The sequence below is a fragment of the Bradyrhizobium sp. 22 genome (assembly GCF_000482425.1).
In the GTDB taxonomy this organism is placed as follows: Bacteria; Pseudomonadota; Alphaproteobacteria; order Rhizobiales; family Xanthobacteraceae; genus Bradyrhizobium; species Bradyrhizobium japonicum_B.
In genome coordinates, this window is record NZ_KI519400.1 from 461,733 (window position 1) to 476,760 (window position 15,028).

The 15,028-nt window shown below is 63.7% G+C and carries 15 protein-coding genes; 6 read left to right on the plus strand and 9 right to left on the minus strand.

Annotated features, from left to right (window positions below; translation table 11 throughout):
* Positions 1–85 precede the first annotated feature (85 nt).
* The 4 genes from K410_RS0127650 (at position 86) to K410_RS37360 (ending at position 3,341) form a co-directional block, all read left to right on the plus strand.
* On the plus strand, positions 86–1,246 hold the full coding sequence (locus tag K410_RS0127650; protein WP_028137880.1) for a thiolase family protein: 1,161 nt from the start codon (positions 86–88) through the stop codon (positions 1,244–1,246).
* Positions 1,247–1,251: 5 nt separating this feature from the next.
* Positions 1,252–1,632: a Zn-ribbon domain-containing OB-fold protein gene (locus K410_RS0127655; RefSeq protein WP_245269547.1), complete on the plus strand. Its 381-nt coding sequence runs from the start codon at positions 1,252–1,254 to the stop codon at positions 1,630–1,632.
* Between the two features lie 18 nt (positions 1,633–1,650).
* A complete protein-coding gene (locus K410_RS0127660; RefSeq protein WP_049820349.1) occupies positions 1,651–2,418 on the plus strand; it encodes an SDR family NAD(P)-dependent oxidoreductase in 768 nt (255 codons plus the stop codon).
* Between the two features lie 71 nt (positions 2,419–2,489).
* The gene (locus K410_RS37360) at positions 2,490–3,341 is read left to right on the plus strand and encodes a FadR/GntR family transcriptional regulator (RefSeq protein ID WP_049820350.1); all 852 of its coding nucleotides are present in this window, start codon (positions 2,490–2,492) and stop codon (positions 3,339–3,341) included.
* Positions 3,342–3,367: 26 nt separating this feature from the next.
* Here the strand turns inward: K410_RS37360 and K410_RS0127670 are convergent, their stop codons facing one another.
* The 6 genes from K410_RS0127670 to K410_RS41070 are packed head-to-tail and all read right to left on the minus strand — an operon-like array spanning position 3,368 to position 9,162.
* Complete coding sequence (locus K410_RS0127670) at positions 3,368–3,823, minus strand: Zn-ribbon domain-containing OB-fold protein (RefSeq protein ID WP_028137883.1); 456 nt, start codon at positions 3,821–3,823, stop codon at positions 3,368–3,370.
* Positions 3,820–5,016, minus strand: a complete 1,197-nt coding sequence (locus K410_RS0127675) for a thiolase C-terminal domain-containing protein (RefSeq protein WP_028137884.1) — start codon at positions 5,014–5,016, stop codon at positions 3,820–3,822. Before K410_RS0127675 ends, K410_RS0127670 begins: the two co-directional genes overlap by 4 nt.
* Positions 5,013–6,308, minus strand: a complete 1,296-nt coding sequence (locus K410_RS0127680; protein ID WP_245269548.1) for a CaiB/BaiF CoA transferase family protein — start codon at positions 6,306–6,308, stop codon at positions 5,013–5,015. The genes K410_RS0127675 and K410_RS0127680 overlap by 4 nt, the downstream gene beginning before the upstream one ends.
* A gap of 25 nt (positions 6,309–6,333) precedes the next feature.
* Positions 6,334–7,290, minus strand: a complete 957-nt coding sequence (locus tag K410_RS0127685) for a PDR/VanB family oxidoreductase (RefSeq protein ID WP_028137886.1) — start codon at positions 7,288–7,290, stop codon at positions 6,334–6,336.
* A gap of 10 nt (positions 7,291–7,300) precedes the next feature.
* Positions 7,301–8,620: a Rieske 2Fe-2S domain-containing protein gene (locus K410_RS0127690; protein ID WP_028137887.1), complete on the minus strand. Its 1,320-nt coding sequence runs from the start codon at positions 8,618–8,620 to the stop codon at positions 7,301–7,303.
* A gap of 23 nt (positions 8,621–8,643) precedes the next feature.
* Complete coding sequence (locus K410_RS41070) at positions 8,644–9,162, minus strand: hypothetical protein (RefSeq protein ID WP_245269550.1); 519 nt, start codon at positions 9,160–9,162, stop codon at positions 8,644–8,646.
* Here K410_RS41070 and K410_RS0127700 point away from each other — a divergent pair.
* Together K410_RS0127700 and K410_RS0127705 are read left to right on the plus strand one after the other, a co-directional pair.
* The gene (locus K410_RS0127700) at positions 9,152–9,640 is read left to right on the plus strand and encodes a MarR family winged helix-turn-helix transcriptional regulator (protein WP_028137889.1); all 489 of its coding nucleotides are present in this window, start codon (positions 9,152–9,154) and stop codon (positions 9,638–9,640) included. The genes K410_RS41070 and K410_RS0127700 overlap by 11 nt on opposite strands.
* 130 nt (positions 9,641–9,770) lie before the next feature.
* Positions 9,771–10,724 carry a Bug family tripartite tricarboxylate transporter substrate binding protein gene (locus K410_RS0127705; RefSeq protein ID WP_049820351.1) on the plus strand — a complete coding sequence of 318 codons (954 nt, stop codon included), beginning with the start codon at positions 9,771–9,773 and terminating at the stop codon, positions 10,722–10,724.
* 12 nt (positions 10,725–10,736) lie between these two features.
* Here the strand turns inward: K410_RS0127705 and K410_RS0127710 are convergent, their stop codons facing one another.
* The 3 genes from K410_RS0127710 to K410_RS0127720 all read right to left on the minus strand — a co-directional run bounded on the left by K410_RS0127710 (position 10,737) and on the right by K410_RS0127720 (position 14,989).
* A complete protein-coding gene (locus K410_RS0127710) occupies positions 10,737–11,705 on the minus strand; it encodes a Bug family tripartite tricarboxylate transporter substrate binding protein (RefSeq protein ID WP_028137891.1) in 969 nt (322 codons plus the stop codon).
* Positions 11,706–11,770: 65 nt separating this feature from the next.
* Entirely contained in the window at positions 11,771–12,955 is a 1,185-nt protein-coding gene (locus tag K410_RS0127715; protein ID WP_245269552.1) for a CaiB/BaiF CoA transferase family protein, read from the minus strand.
* A gap of 24 nt (positions 12,956–12,979) precedes the next feature.
* A complete protein-coding gene (locus K410_RS0127720) occupies positions 12,980–14,989 on the minus strand; it encodes an acyl-CoA dehydrogenase family protein (protein ID WP_245269553.1) in 2,010 nt (669 codons plus the stop codon).
* Positions 14,990–15,028 lie beyond the last annotated feature (39 nt).

Consider the following 15,028-nt stretch of genomic DNA (forward strand, 5'->3'; position numbering starts at 1 on the left):
CCTCCGTCCGCGGGTCTTCGCCCAACTTGACTTTGGCATCAATATAATGGACTGACCATTAGATCAATAGACCAAGGAGATATCTTTGAGCATTCGGGGCAAGGCCTGCATCGCCGGCATCTACGAGCACCCGACGCGGAAGGCCGACGGGCTGTCGCTCGCCCAGATCCACGCCGAAGTCGCGCGCGGCGCGCTTGCCGACGCAGGCCTCAGCAAAGACGACGTGGACGGCTATTTCTGCGCCGGCGATGCACCGGGGCTCGGCCCGATGAACATGGTCGAGTACCTCAACCTCAAGCCGCGTCATGTCGATTCGACGGATACGGGCGGCTCTTCCTATGTTCTGGCGGTCGGCCATGCCGCGGCCGCGATCGCGCTCGGAAAATGCAGCGTCGCCCTGATTACCCTGGCAGGCCGGCCCCGTGCCGCCGGCCAAAGCCAGGTCCGTCCGGCGCCGGGCGCAACGGCGGACGCGCCGTTCGAGTCGCCCTTCAATCCCGTGATCGCGACGATGTACGGCGCGGCCGCCAATCGTCACATGCACGAGTTCGGGACCACGTCGGAACAACTCGCCTGGATCAAGGTCGCGGCATCCCATCACGCTCAGCACAATCCCCACGCCATGCTGCGTAACGTCGTGACGGTCGAAGACGTGTTGAATTCTCCGATGGTGGCGGATCCACTGCATCGCCTCGACTGCTGCGTGATCAGCGACGGCGGCGGCGCAATCGTTCTCGTCGCCCCGGATATCGCGCGAAGCCTCAAAAGACCGGTCGTCAGCATTCGCGGGGCCGGCGAGGCGATCAAGCATTCCGCCGGTGGCAGGATCGATCTTACCTACAGCGGCGCTGTCTGGTCGGGACCGCGCGCATTTGAAGAGGCCGGCGTCCGTCCATCGGATATCCAATACGCCTCGATCTACGACAGCTTCACCATCACGGTGCTGATGACGCTGGAGGATCTCGGCTTCTGCGCCAAGGGCCAGGGCGGCCGCTTCGTGGCCGACGGAAATCTGATCTCGGGACATGGCAAGCTGCCCTTCAACACCGACGGCGGCGGCCTTTGCAACAACCATCCCGGCAATCGGGGCGGCATGACAAAAGTGCTCGAGGCCGTCCGTCAGTTGCGCGGCGAGGCCCATCCCGCCGTGCAGGTGCCCAACTGCGCGCTGGCCCTGGCGCATGGCACCGGCGGCTCGCTCGGAACGCGCCATGGCAGTGCCACCGTGATTCTGGAAAGGCAGTGATCCCCGTGTCGCAAACCCCTGCACCATCCGCAAATCCCGAGATCCAGCCCTATTTCGAGGCCCTTCGCGACGGGAAGCTGCTGATCAAAGCATGTACGCAGTGCCGGCAACCGCATTTCTATCCGCGCGCTGGCTGCCCGTTCTGCTTTTCGGACGCGACCGAATGGCTGGAAAGCCGCGGCACCGGAACGATCTACGCCTACAGCGTGCTGCGCGCGGCCAAGGACCTGCCGGTTCTTGCCTATGTCACGCTCGACGAGGGCCCGACGTTGATGACATCAATAGTCGACAGTCCGCCGAGCGCCTTGTCGAATGGCGCCGCCGTCCGCCTGGTCGTTCGCCCGGGCGCCGACGGCGCACTCGCGCCGATGTTCACTCTGATCTGAAGCTTGAGGACGCAAGCCATGCGCAACATCGTCTCCCTGGAAGGCAAGACTGTAGTCGTCACCGGTGCGGGCCAGGGCATCGGCCGAGCCACGATCAACCTGGCGCGAGAGCTCGGCGCCAACGCAGTTGCCATCGACCTCAATCGCGACACGCTGTCGACTTACGATACGTCCGACCGCCAACTGATGACGATCACCGGCAGCGTGACGGACGAGGCGTTCGCAACGGATGCAGTCGAGAGGATCGTCGAGCGGTTCGGTGCGATCCATGGCCTCGTCAACAATGCCGGCATCACCCGGCCAGCGATGTCGGAGAAGATGACGCTTGCGCAATGGAACGCGGTCATCGAGGTGCATCTGACAGGAGCGTTTCTGTGGACCCAGGCGGTGGGCCGCACCATGCTGCAACGCGCAAAGGGCGGAGAGACCAACGTCGGCTCAATCGTCAATATCTCGTCCGACGCAGGGCGTGCCGGCGCGATGGGCCAGATCAACTATGCCGCCGCCAAGAGCGGCATGCTGGGGATGACGATGACCTCGGCCAAGGAATGGTCGAAGTTCGGGGTCCGGACCAATTCGGTCTGCTTCGGCGTGGTCGAGACCCCCATGACCGAAACCATTCGTGGCGACAAGTTCCGCGAGGGGATACTGGCCCGCATTCCGATGGGGCGCTGGGCCCAGCCCGAGGAAGTGGTGCAGCCGGTGTGTTTCCTGCTTTCGGACGCCGCCTCCTACATCACCGGTCAGCACATCGCGGTCAACGGCGGTTTCCACATATCAATCTGATCGGCCAGCGGAAGCTCTTGCAAAGAGGCCGGTGCGGGCTGATGAAGACCTGATAACCCCAGGGACGACTCATGCCGCAGCAACGATCCAGGCCAGAGCCGCGTACCGGTCGAAAGACAGCGGCCAGCACGCCAGCGCCATCGTCTGGTGATCTCAGGGATAGCCGATCTGCCGGAAAGTCCTTCCGTCCCATCAAGACCCGCCGGATCTTCGAAGAGATCTGCGATGCGATCCGCGCCAAGCTCGTCAGTGGCGAACTGAAAGCCGGCGACCGGCTGCCGTCCGAGCGCGAACTGTCCGAGATGCTCGATGTCAGCCGCACCGCGTTGCGCGAAGCCATCCGCAGCCTCGAGATCGCCGGCATCGTCGAGATGCGAAAGGGAAGCCGGGGTGGCGCCTTCATCACCCGGAGCGGCGCCGGGCAGGTCACCCGTACCTTCCGTGACATGCTCGACTTCGGTCATGTGTCGCTGGCGACGCTGCTCGAGGCGAGGCTCATGGTGATGGACGCCGTGGTGCGCGCCGCCTGCGAGCGCGCGAAGCCCGCCGATATCGAACGGCTGAGCAGGAACGTGGCCGAGACCGTCGAGTTGACGAGGCAGGGCCGTTACGAGGAGCGGACCTTGAAAGCCGTCGAGTTCAGCACCTTGCTGGCAAACTCGACCGCCAACCAGGTAATGTCGGCAATTCTGGAAGCCATGGCATCCGTGATCCGCCGCTTTGTCCTGATCGCCGGACCACCCGCCCATGACCCGGTGATCGCCTCCCGCCTGCGACTGATCGAGCAGATCAAGGCCAAGGATACCAAGGGCGCTTGTGAGACCATGCGCAGCTATCTCATCAAACTGAACGAGCACCTGCTGAACACCGAGAAGGTCCGTCTGCGCGGCGACGCCCGCCGCCGCTCGCGCGCGCCGGTCTGACTTCGGTTGGCCTCACCTCACCGCCTTCATCCGGCGGCCTGCCAATGCAGCAATGAATATCGCGGCACGGCGTCATGGTGATGCTCGAATACGCCCTGGACATCAGTCCCGATGGTGATGGTTTGCATGGGATCGCCGAGCAGGTTCCCCACCATGCGCACATGTCCGGCATGCGGCAGCTCCACCAGGACGGCAAGATAAGGTCCACGCCCGCGCAATGCGTCGTGGGAAGGGCTCCAGATCCGCTCCCAGCTGAAGATGCGGCCGCGCGGCTCGACCTCGGTCCATTCAACGTCGAACGAATGGCAGCCGTGGCAGAGCCATTCCGGCCCGAACTGCCACGTCGTGCAGTGCGGGCAGCGCTGCACCAGCAGGCGGTTCTGCTGCAACCCCGCCCAATACGGTGCCGACAATCCATCGTTTTCGGGGACCGGAATCGGCAGCCCCTCGGGAAGATAGGCCGCGCGTGGAGTGTCGCTCATAGCGTTGCTCCGGAACCGAGCAGCAGGTTGCTGGCCGGCGTCACCATCGGCCCGCCGATCACCATCGCCACGTCGTTGCGCTTGACCTGGTTGACCGACTGGCCGCGGATCTGGCGCACCGCCTCGATCACCAGCTCGAAGCCGTGCATGTAGCATTCGGCGAGATTCCCGCCGCTGGTATTCAGCGGAAGCCGCCCGGAGGGCGCTATCAGATTGTCGAGCACAAGAAAATCGTTCGCCTCCTCGGGCTTGAAGAAGCCATGCTCGGCCAACGCCATGATCACGCCACCGGTAAAATTCTCATAGCTTTGAACGACGTCGACGTCGGCGGGCCGGATCCCGGCCATGCGGTACAGCGCGGGCGCGAGCGTTTCGAAACTGGCGCTGGCATATTGCGGCGAATTATGCGGCATCGCCCCGCTGCGATATCCAGCACCGGTGGCTGCACCGAGAACGTAGGCGGGCTTGTTGCGGAAATCGCCGGCGCGCTCTTCGGGCACCAGGATGATCGCCGCGGCGCCGTCATTCTCCATGCAGCAATCGAAAAGATGAAACGGCTCTGCAATCCAGCGCGAGGCGTTGTACTTTTCGGGATCGAGCGGCTTGCCGAACATCACCGCACGGGGGTTCGACTGCGCATGATGGTACGAGGCCAGCGCAATCGCCTGCATGGCTTCCTGCCGCACGCCATGCTCATGCATGTAGCGCCGCACGCGCATGGCAAAACGCTGCGGCGGCGCCAGCACGCCATACGGCATCAGATAGGCCCTCTCGCCCGAGATGGTGCTGATGCTACCGGCTTGTCCAAAACGCCCGTACTGCCCTTGCGCCAGCGAACGGAACACCACGACGCAATCCGCAAGCCCAGCAACGATCGAAGCAGCGGCGTTGGCCACCGCTGCGCAGCACCCCCCGCCGCCCCCACCCCATTGCATCGTGGTGGTGCTCAGCCGGCGTATCCCGAGCGCTGCCGCCAGGCGCGACGCATCGCTGCGGTCGTCACTGTACGACGAGAACCCGTCGATATCGCGCGGATCGAGCCCGGCATCGTTGCAGGCTGCCAGGATCGCCTTGAGTGCCAGCTTGAATTCGGGGTCGGGCGATGCGCCGTGACGATAGTAATCCGTCTCGCCGATGCCGATTACGGCAACACGGCCCCGCAGCGTGCGTTCGCCTGTTGCCCGCGCCGTCATGGCTTGGCCGCCCGCGGGAGGGCGTCCGCACCAAAAGCGCCGGCCTCGGCCAGCCGCACGAGGCGGGCTTCATCGTAGCCAAGCAGATCGCGGAGCACCTGCCCGGTATGCTGGCCGACGGCGGGAGCGGCTACGGGGTCCACGACTGGCGTTTGCGAATAGCGGATCGGCAGGCTGACGTTCGGTATCCACCCCACTTCACCATGAGGAATCCGCGTGACGATGCCGCGCTCGCGCGCTTCCGGAGAGCGGATCGCCTCACCGACGGTCCGGACCTTGCCGCAAGGTACAGCCGCAGCGCGCATCTTCGACTGCCAGTGCGACCAGGGATGCTGCGCGAACGCTTCGGCGAGAATCGAAAACAGTTCATCGCGCCGGCGAATGCGGTCGGCTCCCGTCGCATAAAGATCTGACGATGCAAGATCGGGACGATCGATCACCTGCGACATCAGGCGCTGGAAGATCTTGTCGTTGCCGCAGTTGATGTAGAAGGTGGAATCGGTGGCCTGAAAGACCCCCGAGGGACAGGTGTCCGGACTGGTATTGCCGTGGCGCTGCGGATCCGTTCCGGTGAACAACTGCTGCATCGACGCATAGCCGGTCATCAGAACGGCAGTGTCGAACAGCGATACTTCGATGGCCTGACCAATCCCGGTGCGTTCGCGCGCGACAAGTGCGCCGAGAACGGCATTGCTGGCCATCATGGCCGTGCTGATATCCATGACCGGCGACAATGCACGCACGCCCTCGCGGTCCGCGTAGCCGTTCATGGATACAAATCCGCTCTCGACCTGGGCGATCGGATCGAAGCCAAGCCGGTCCGAGAAAGGTCCCTCCCGGCCGTAGGCGGAGACCGAGCAATAGATGATCGCTGGCGCGATCTGACGACAATTCTCGTAACCAAGCCCGAAGCGCTCCATGACCCCCGTGGAGAAATTCTCGACCACGACATCCGCCGTGCGGATCAGGTCCCGTGCGACCGCGACGCCCTCGGGCGATTTCAGATCGATCGCCACGCTTCGCTTGTTGCGATTGGTCCACAGGAACGGCGCGCCATAGTTCAGCCTGGCATCGACTGGCGGGTAGCGCCGTAGGTCGTCGCCGCGCACGGGGGCCTCGACCTTGATCACCTCGGCGCCCATGTCGGCCAGGATCATCGTCGCGAACGGCCCTGCAATGAAATGCGAGAAGTCCACGACCCTGATCCCGGCAAGCGCCTTGGGCGCATCGGATGTCCGGGGCGTGTGCTCCGGAAATTCCGTTTCGATCCGATCCAGCATCTTTCCACCCATATGCCTTCGTTCCGAGATGATCCGGTCAAAGATCCAGCACCAGCGTGCCGGACTTCGATCCAGAGCAGCAGATCATGATGGTCTTGTTCGCCGCCTGCTCTTCCGGGCTGAGGAACAGGTCGCGGTGATCGGGAATTCCCTCGATCACTCGCGTTTCGCAGGTCCCGCAAACGCCTTCCGAACAGGAGTAATTGGCCATGACGCCGGCATCGAGGAGGGCATTCAGAATGGTCCTGCCCGGCTCGACCGCGATCGTGCGATTGCTGCGCGCCAGCCTGACTTCAAATCCGCCGTCGACGGCAGGCGCCTGCTTGGCCTGGAAATACTCGACGTGGACATGCCCCACCGGACGGCCGGTGGTGGCCTTCTCGAAGGCTTCCAGCATCGGCACCGGGCCGCAGCAATAGAGATGCGTGCTGGCCGGCGCATGTCCGACGATGGTGGCAAGATCGAGGGGCCGCCCGCCATGCTCATCGTCAAAGTGGACATTGAGCTGTGCGTCCGGGCCGATCGCGCCGAGTTCGTCGAGAAATGCTGCGGCCCGCCGCGTCCTTGCCGCATAGAACAGTTTCCACGGTCGCCTCAGCGCTTGCAGGCGCCGGATCATCGACGCCAGCGGCGTGATGCCGACGCCGCCTGCGATCAGCAGCGACGATTCCGCATCCTCGCGCAGCGCAAAATTGTTCCGCGGCATGGAGACCGTAATGATATCGCCGGCCTTGAAGCTGTCGTGGACGAAGCTCGAGCCGCCGCGCCCGGCAGCATCCCTGTTGACGGCAATGACGTAGCGATGCCGTTCACTCTGATCGTTGACGAGCGAATAGCTGCGGATCATGCCGTTGTTCAGATGCAGATCGATGTGGCTGCCGGCGGTGAAGGGGGCGAGGTCGCCTCCTGCCGGAAGCACCAGCTCATAGGAATTGATGCTCTCGGCCTCATAGCCGATGCGCTTCACTCGCAGTTCCTGCAGGTCGCCGGCCATGTCGTAGCGCTCAAAGCTCGTAACCGAAATCCGCCCCGAGCTTCGCCCGCATGAAAGGCGCGCCGGAATCGATCCAGGAGTCCTCGGGCGGCAGCCGCAAGGACACCGCCCGGACCATGAACACGTCCGGATCGGCGACACCCTTCGGCCGGGTGCCGTGGTCGCGATAGGCGCCGAGTGCTTCCAGAATGAACCGCCTGGTCATCGCGATGCCGGTATCGCTGGAACACAAATTCTCCCTGGTGCGGTCGGCGACCGGCGATACCCCGCTCTGGCACGCCCCGTCCTGGACCCAAAGACCGGGGAGACCGGAGAACCACGTCGTCCGCTGTGCCTCGTAGTCGAACTGATATCCGTTCTGCGGATTGTACTTCGTCCAATAGTCGGCGTATGGCACCGTCACCGGCTGCTTGACCAGCGCGTGGTGGCTGGCGTGGCCGCTCTCCCGGCCCTTGTGCCCTTCCGCGAAGACCTCGCGCGTCTTGGGCAGCAGCGGCTGCGAGGGATGATAGGAGAACATGATGCAGAGCGTGTTCTCGTCGTCGATCGGCACCCAGGCGTGACCGCTCAGATCGGGAAACGGCGATAGCGGCGGAACGAGCGTGTAGAACGGCAGCATGAACTGATTGACGCGCCAGTAAAGCGTATTCGCGTCGTAGTTCCGGCGTGCCGCAATGCTCATGCCGAAATCCTGCTTGACGCATTCGAAGGTCGGGCGGAGGTCGCGCTTTTGGATCCAGGCGCTGGTGGTGCCCTGCGCGTCGAGACGGCCGTGAAGCAACGGCGCGTGCGCGGAATCGATCTCGCCCTCGACGGCCTGCAGCCAGTTGCACTCCTGAACCCGCACCGAGATGTGGACCTGCTCCTCGGGGACAAGATTCCACTCGACATTCGGCAGCGGCGGAGGCGCGGCCTGATCCGGCCCGAGATAGGCCCAGATCATTCCGTTGCGCTCGCGGCAGGCATAGGCCTTGATGCGCACCCGCTCCTTGAGCCGGCTGCGGACCGGTTCGGCCGGCATGTCCGTCACCGCGCCCGTGACGTCGAACTTCCAGCCGTGATAGACGCAGCGCAGGCCGCAATCCTCATTGCGAGCGAAGACCATCGGCGCGCCCCGGTGCGGACAGGCCTGGTCGACCAGACCAACGCGGCCCTCGGTGTCGCGAAAAGCCACCAGATCCTCGCCGAGCAGTCGGATGCGCTTCGGCTGTCCATCGCGCGCCAGATCGGCGGACGGCAGAAACGGAATCCAGTAGAGCCGGAACAACTCCCCCAGCGGAGTGCCCTTGCCAACTCTTACCAGCCGCTCGTTGTCCTCGTGCGAGAGCATGATTTTCTCCTCGATCGTTTTTGTCAGGTTCGATTTTGGGTCGTTCGCGCGTCCAGCAAGGCTGTGACCCGATCGGACAATCCGAGATCGCGCGCCGTCCATAACGGGTCGGATGAAGCCAGCGGCCGTCGCGGAATCGGCGGCAGCTTTCCGTCCTCGACCAGCCTGACGATCATTTCGATCCGCTGACGTTCCAGATCCTTCAGCACGTCTTCAACGACGACGCCTTCCGCGGTGCAGCCGGGAAGCTCCGGATAAGCGAGACGGACGAGCCATTCTTCGGGCTCGGTCTCGACGGCTTCCGCCTCGAGCAGATAAGGAATCGACAACAGAGCGCGCAGATCCAACGCAGGGCCTCCCTTGGGGCCCTCTTGTTCGAGCCGCCATTTAATACGTATACGTATCATATCGTTGTCGTCCTGGCAACCGTTCGGATGCGGACGGGACAAATCCCCGTTTGACCGGCGGTTGAGAGACCACGCCCAAGCTGCTAACGGCTTCTTGCACTGGAGCAGCCGGGGAACGAGCGCGATGTCGGTCAAGAAGGACGAAGCTGGAGATCCGGCGGCCGTGCTGGCCCATCAGTGGAGGCTGGAAAGCGGCATCGGATTTCTGCTGCGCTTGCTCGAGGCCAAGTATGACGGACTCTACCAGAGCGTAACGCGGCAGAGCGACATCACCCCCCGCCAGTTCGGCGTGCTGATGGCGCTGCTGCAGGAGGGGCCGATGACGGCGTCGGCCCTTGCAGAACGCATCAGTTGCGACCGGAATACGCTGAGCGAAATGCTGAAGCGGATGACCGCACGCAGGTTGATCTCCAAGAAGAGCCATCCCGGCGATCGCCGTTCCATCCAGGTCCAGATCACGGCCAAGGGCACCAGCGCCCTGATGGCCGTGGTTCCAGCCGCCGCCCGGCTGCAGGATCTCATGCTTGCTCCCCTGAGCCAGGACGACCGCGCGCATTTCCTGCGTTGCATGCTGACGATCGCAAAGTCTCCCCCTCCCGAGCCCGGCGCCTGAGTCCCGCAGCCGCGGCCAGACCCCCGCTTGTCTGGCCACGGCTGTTGTAATCCTTCGGCCGATACGATACGTATACGTACGAAATATATTTCCGAGGCGCCATAGAGCGTCCGTCGAGGGGAGAACGCTGATGCGCGCGCTGGTTTTGCTGCTGTCGTTCCTGTTTGTGGCCCCCGTTCTGGCCGAGGGGTATCCGGAGCGTGCGATCCGCATGATCGTGCCTTATCCGGCGGGCGGCTCCACCGACATCCTCGCGCGGGCGATCCTGCAACCCCTCACCGAAATCCTTGGCAAGCCGGTCATCATCGACAACAAGTCGGGTGCCGGAGGCATCATCGGCACGACAGAAGCGGCTCGGGCAACGCCGGATGGATACACGATCGTATTCGGCAATCTCGGGCCGAACGCGCTGAACGCGAGCCTCTACAAGAAGCTCGCCTACGATCCCGTCCGCGATTTCGTGCCGATCTCGAAGGTCGTCGACGTGCCGTTCCTGCTGGTAACGGCGCCGTCGACCGGGATCAGCAGCGTCACCGATCTCATCGCGCGCGGCAAGAAGGATCCCAACGCGCTCACCTATGCATCGGTCGGGCAAGGATCGGCCTCCCATGTCACGGCGGAGCTGTTTCGCCGTCAGGCCGGCATTGAAATGCAACACATTCCGTATCGTGGGGGCGCACCGGCAACGAACGATACGCTCGCGGGCCAGGTTTCGGTCTACTTCATCACGCCGCTCGAGGGCATGGGCCAGGTCCAGGCCGGCATGCTCAAATCGCTCGGCATCAGCACGGCGGAGCGCTCGCCGCTGTTTCCGGACACGCCGACCATCAACGAGGCGCTTCCTGGATTTCAGGTCGTAGTGTGGTTTGGCATCCTCGCGCCTGCCGGCACCCCGTCCGAGATCGTGGCCAGGCTGAACGACGCAATCACGCGCGCGGTCGCAACGCCGTCGGTGCAAGAGGCTCTCAAAAAGCTCGGCGTCGAACCGAAGAGCTCAACGCCGGAAGCTTTCGCGGCCACCATCCGCGCCGATGTCGACAAGTGGGCGAAGGTGGTGAAGGAGGCCAACATCACGCTCGACTAGCACCGTACTCCGCTATTCGGTCTTGACGTTGCGTTCCTCGATCACCTTGCGCCAGGACGGGATCTCTACGGCGATCAGGGCGCGCAACTCGGCAGGGGTGCTGGCCTTGGCCTCGACGCCATAGGAGAGGAAGCGCTCCCGTATTTGCGGCATCGCCAGCACCGTGCCAAGCGCGGCGTTGAGCTTGGCCACAACATCAGGCGGAGTGCCCGCAGGGGCGAGAATGCCGAACCACGTTTCGACCGAATAGCCCTTCAAGGCGGTGCCGATGGATGCCGCACCGGGAGCGACCGGCGAAGGACCGGGCGAGGAAACGCCGAGCAGCTTCACCTTGCCGGAGCGGATGTGCTCGTTCAGCGTATCGGAAGTGGTGGTGAGCAGAATGTCGACCTCGCCGGTAAAGATCGCAAGCGTCGTCGGCGCCTGGCCCCGATATGGGACGTGGACCATTTGCAGACCTGCCTGATTGAGGAAGCGCTCTGTGCTCAGATGCCCGAGCGAACCTGGCCCGGCGGATGCATACAACATCGGCTTGCTCTGCGCCTTGGCATAGGCAAGCAGCCCGGCGACGTCGTTCACGGGTACCTTTTCGCTTGCCACCAGGACCAGCGGCGCTGTGGAAACCAGCGACACCGGCGCAAAGCTCTTCAGCGGATCGAAATCGATGCCCTTTTGCAGCAACGGCGCGATCGAGATCGGGCCGTTGTTGGCAAACAGAAGCGTATAACCGTCGGCATCCGATCGAGCCGCTTCGTTGGAACCGGTCGTGCCGGCCGCCCCGCCGCGATTATCGATGACGATCGGCTGGCCGAGGATCTTCGTCATCGGCTCCTGCAGTGCACGCGCCATGATGTCGGTCGAACCGCCGGCGGGATATGGCACGATGAGCCGGATCGGACGCGATGGATAATTGTCCGCTACGGCGGGCGCGACGAGCATCGCCGCTCCGAATATGAAAGCCAGAACACGTAGTCCCTTCATGTCGATCCTCCCACGATATTTTTTGATTATCTTGCGGTAGAAAATTCGCGGCTGGCAGCATCAAATCACGGTGACGCTCCACCCTTTCCAAATGCGCCGGCGGCAGCGGCCTGCTCGAGGTCGTTTTCGGACAGGCCGAGCACGCGCGTCAGAATCTCGTCCCGGTGCTCGCCGATGGCGGGGATGTCGCGGCCGATTCCAGTCCGCGCGCCCGACATCCGCCACGGCGCGTTGACGCCCTTGAACTCGCCTGCGAGGTCGGCGATCGGCGCGAAGACGCCGCGGGCAGACAAATCCGCATCATCCAGCGTTTCCGCGGGATCGCGAAAGCGGGCGCTTGGAATGCCGGCGCGATCGAGCGCTGCCAGGCACTCATCCACCGTGTGCTGCATCGTCCACCGCTCGACGACCTGCATCATCGCGCTCCAGTTCGCGCCACGCGCTGCGACCGAAGTGAAACGAGGGTCGGACGAGAGCTCCGGCAGGCGCGTCAGGTCGCGAAGCGCCGCAAAATTGCGCGCCGATACCGGCGCGATCAGGACGTCGCCGTCCTTGGCGCGCACGGGGCCATAGGTCGGCCGTGCCACCGGCGCCGAGAATTGCGCTTCCTGCAGCTCATACACCATGAGGTTCAGCATGCAGTCCATCAGAACGACATCGACGTGCTGCCCTGCTCCCGTACGCTCCCGTTGCACCATCGCCGTTTGAATCGCCGAGAAGCCGAAAACGCCGCCGAGAATGTCGGCAACGAACACTGCTCCGGCCGCCGGCCGGTCGCGATCACCGGCGTATCGCATCAGCGCGCGGTCGAAGCCGCTCTCGGCTTGAACGATCATCGCATAGGCCGGTCGTTCCGACTGCGGACCGGTCTGGCCGTAGCCGGATATCGAGCAATAGATCAAACGGGGGTTGATCTTGCGAAGCGCCTCATAGCCGAGACCGAGGCGCTCCATGACGCCGGGGCGGAAATTCTCAACCAGAATATCTGTGCTTTCGACCATGCGATGCACGAGCCTGATCGCCTCGGACGATTTGAGGTCCAGTGCAATGCTCTTCTTGCCCGCGTTGAGCTGACCGAAATAGGCGCTTTGGCCGTCGCGAAGGGGCGCGCGCAGACGCATCTCCTCGCCTTCCGGCGGCTCGATCTTGATCACTTCGGCGCCGACATCTGCCAGCAGCCGAGCGCAATAGGGTCCGGCGAGCATGATGGAGAAGTCCAGCACGCGAACGCCCTCGAGTGGTTGCCTCAACGATTGTCCCTGCATCATCCGTTCCTATCGAGGTAAGCCAAGCGCACGCTGCGCAATCAGGCTGCGCTGAATTTCGTTCGTTCCGATGCTGATCACCCACATCAGGGAATGACGCAGGTTTTGCTCGAACCGGCCGTTGTCGATGGCACCCGGCATCTGTTCGGACAGCGTGGCGTGCATGCCGAGGATGTCGAGCGCGGCTTCGCCAAAGCGTTCCATCAGCTCGCTGGAAAAGACCTTGCTGATCGCGCCATACTCCGGCGGAGTGATGCCGCCGGCGGCGAGGTGAGCGCAATGCATCATCAGTTGGCGCCCGATCTCGATTTCGCACGCGAACGCCGCCATGCGGTCCCGAATGATCGGATCCCCGCTCAACTCCTGCCGGGCGATGACGTGCTGGCGCAGTTGTTCAAAGGCATGCGCGACTTTCAGCACGATGCCGCCGCCGACCAGCCCTCGCTCGAAAGCGAGCGCACCGGTCAGGACTTTCCAGCCATCGTTTTCAGCGCCGACGAGGTTCTCCAGGGGCACGCGAACATCGTCGTAGAAGATGTTGGCGAACGTTCCATCGTACATGGTGGTGGCCGGCCGGATCGTGATCCCGGGCGTGTTCATCGGCACGATGAACATGCTGATGCCGGCATGAGGCTTGGCGCTCTTGTCGGTTCGCGCCGCCAGGAACATGTATTTGCCCCACCAGGTCGTGGTCCAGATCTTCTGACCGTTGATGACCCAATGGTCGCCATCGCGGACCGCGCTGGTCCGCAGTGCCGCAAGGTCGGATCCTGCCTGCGGCTCGCTGTAACCCATCCCATGCATGGCCTCGCCGCGCAGAATTTCCGGCAGATATTTCTTCTGTTGCTCGGACGTTCCGAACATCATCAAGGCGTTGGCCTGGATCGAGGCGCCAATACGCGGAGCCTCGTTTTGCTCCATGGTTTCCATGAAGGCGATTTGCTCGAGCGGCGAACGCGCCTGGCCGCCGAACTGCTGCGGCCAGCCGAGGCCGATCCAGCCGGTGCTGCCCACATCGGCAGCAAATTCAGCGTCGAACTCCCGCTCGGCGAACGGCTTGGCGTCGAAGGCGGCTTTTCTGCCGTCCGCCCAGTTTTGCGCGAGCCATCGTTTGACCTGGTCGCGTAGTTCGTTGCCGGCGGCGCCGAGGTCATATTGCGGCATCTCCGCACCGCCATTGTCGAACAGATAGGCGGCGAGGCTTCGTCTGGCATAGGCGGCGCCACCGAGCGCTACGGTGTCCAGATGGACGCGCTTGAAATGCAGTGGTGCTTCGTGTTCTTCGGCGTAGCCGATGGCGCCGAACGTGTGCTGCGTCTCCAGCGAAACGCGTCGCAAAGCAGGGCCTGCGAACGCCATGGCGCAATCGGAGAAATACGGCCAGTCGAGATCGCCGTCGTCCCGCAGCTTTGCCGCGTGGTCCAGAACGAGACGCACACCTTCGAGGTCGATGAGACAGTTGGCCAGCTTGTGCTGGATCGCCTGAAACCGCCCGATCGGCTGGCCGAACTGCCGCCGTTCCCCGGCATAGACTACTGCCAGCTCGAACGCGCGGCGCGAGGCGCCATAGGCGCGTGCCAGTAGCATCAGGCGCGCGATCGATCGCAGGTCGCTCAGGCTGATCTCGGCAGCAGGAACAAGTCTTGCCGGCACCGCATCGAGCGTCAGCTCCCAATTGCCCCACGCCCCCATCGCGCGCGTCGGTATACGATCGACGCCGGGAGCCCGAACGTCGACGAGCACGAGCTGCGCCTCATCCACCGGCGTGAGCAGGTGGGTCGCGCTTCCCGCGGCCTCGACGAACCGGAGGGACCCCGTTGCCGTCTCGCCATCAAGCGTGATCGAACCGACACCGGGATCGGGATCGAACGCACCGAAGGAGAAGACAATGCGCGCCGCGCCAGCGTGAAGCGCCTTTCGCAGTTCGGCTCCCTCGGAGGATGCATCCGGCAGCACGAGGTTGGCCAGCACGGCAGACCACATCGGAGCTGGACACGCCGCGCGGCCGAGCTCTTCCATCACCGCCAGGATCTCGCGAAGACCGCCCTCCTCCGGATC

Bases quoted from the DNA above. Each gene is read 5' to 3' on its own strand.
- K410_RS0127660 (WP_049820349.1), top strand. From the start codon at position 1,651: ATGCGCAACATCGTCTCCCTGGAAGGCAAGACTGTAGTCGTCACCGGT.
- K410_RS37360 (WP_049820350.1), top strand. From the start codon at position 2,490: ATGCCGCAGCAACGATCCAGGCCAGAGCCGCGTACCGGTCGAAAGACA.
- K410_RS0127670 (WP_028137883.1), bottom strand. From the start codon at position 3,823: ATGAGCGACACTCCACGCGCGGCCTATCTTCCCGAGGGGCTGCCGATT.
- K410_RS0127675 (WP_028137884.1), bottom strand. From the start codon at position 5,016: ATGACGGCGCGGGCAACAGGCGAACGCACGCTGCGGGGCCGTGTTGCC.
- K410_RS0127680 (WP_245269548.1), bottom strand. From the start codon at position 6,308: ATGGGTGGAAAGATGCTGGATCGGATCGAAACGGAATTTCCGGAGCAC.
- K410_RS0127685 (WP_028137886.1), bottom strand. From the start codon at position 7,290: ATGGCCGGCGACCTGCAGGAACTGCGAGTGAAGCGCATCGGCTATGAG.
- K410_RS0127690 (WP_028137887.1), bottom strand. From the start codon at position 8,620: ATGCTCTCGCACGAGGACAACGAGCGGCTGGTAAGAGTTGGCAAGGGC.
- K410_RS0127700 (WP_028137889.1), top strand. From the start codon at position 9,152: ATGTCGGTCAAGAAGGACGAAGCTGGAGATCCGGCGGCCGTGCTGGCC.
- K410_RS0127705 (WP_049820351.1), top strand. From the start codon at position 9,771: ATGCGCGCGCTGGTTTTGCTGCTGTCGTTCCTGTTTGTGGCCCCCGTT.
- K410_RS0127710 (WP_028137891.1), bottom strand. From the start codon at position 11,705: ATGAAGGGACTACGTGTTCTGGCTTTCATATTCGGAGCGGCGATGCTC.
- K410_RS0127720 (WP_245269553.1), bottom strand. From the start codon at position 14,989: ATGGAAGAGCTCGGCCGCGCGGCGTGTCCAGCTCCGATGTGGTCTGCC.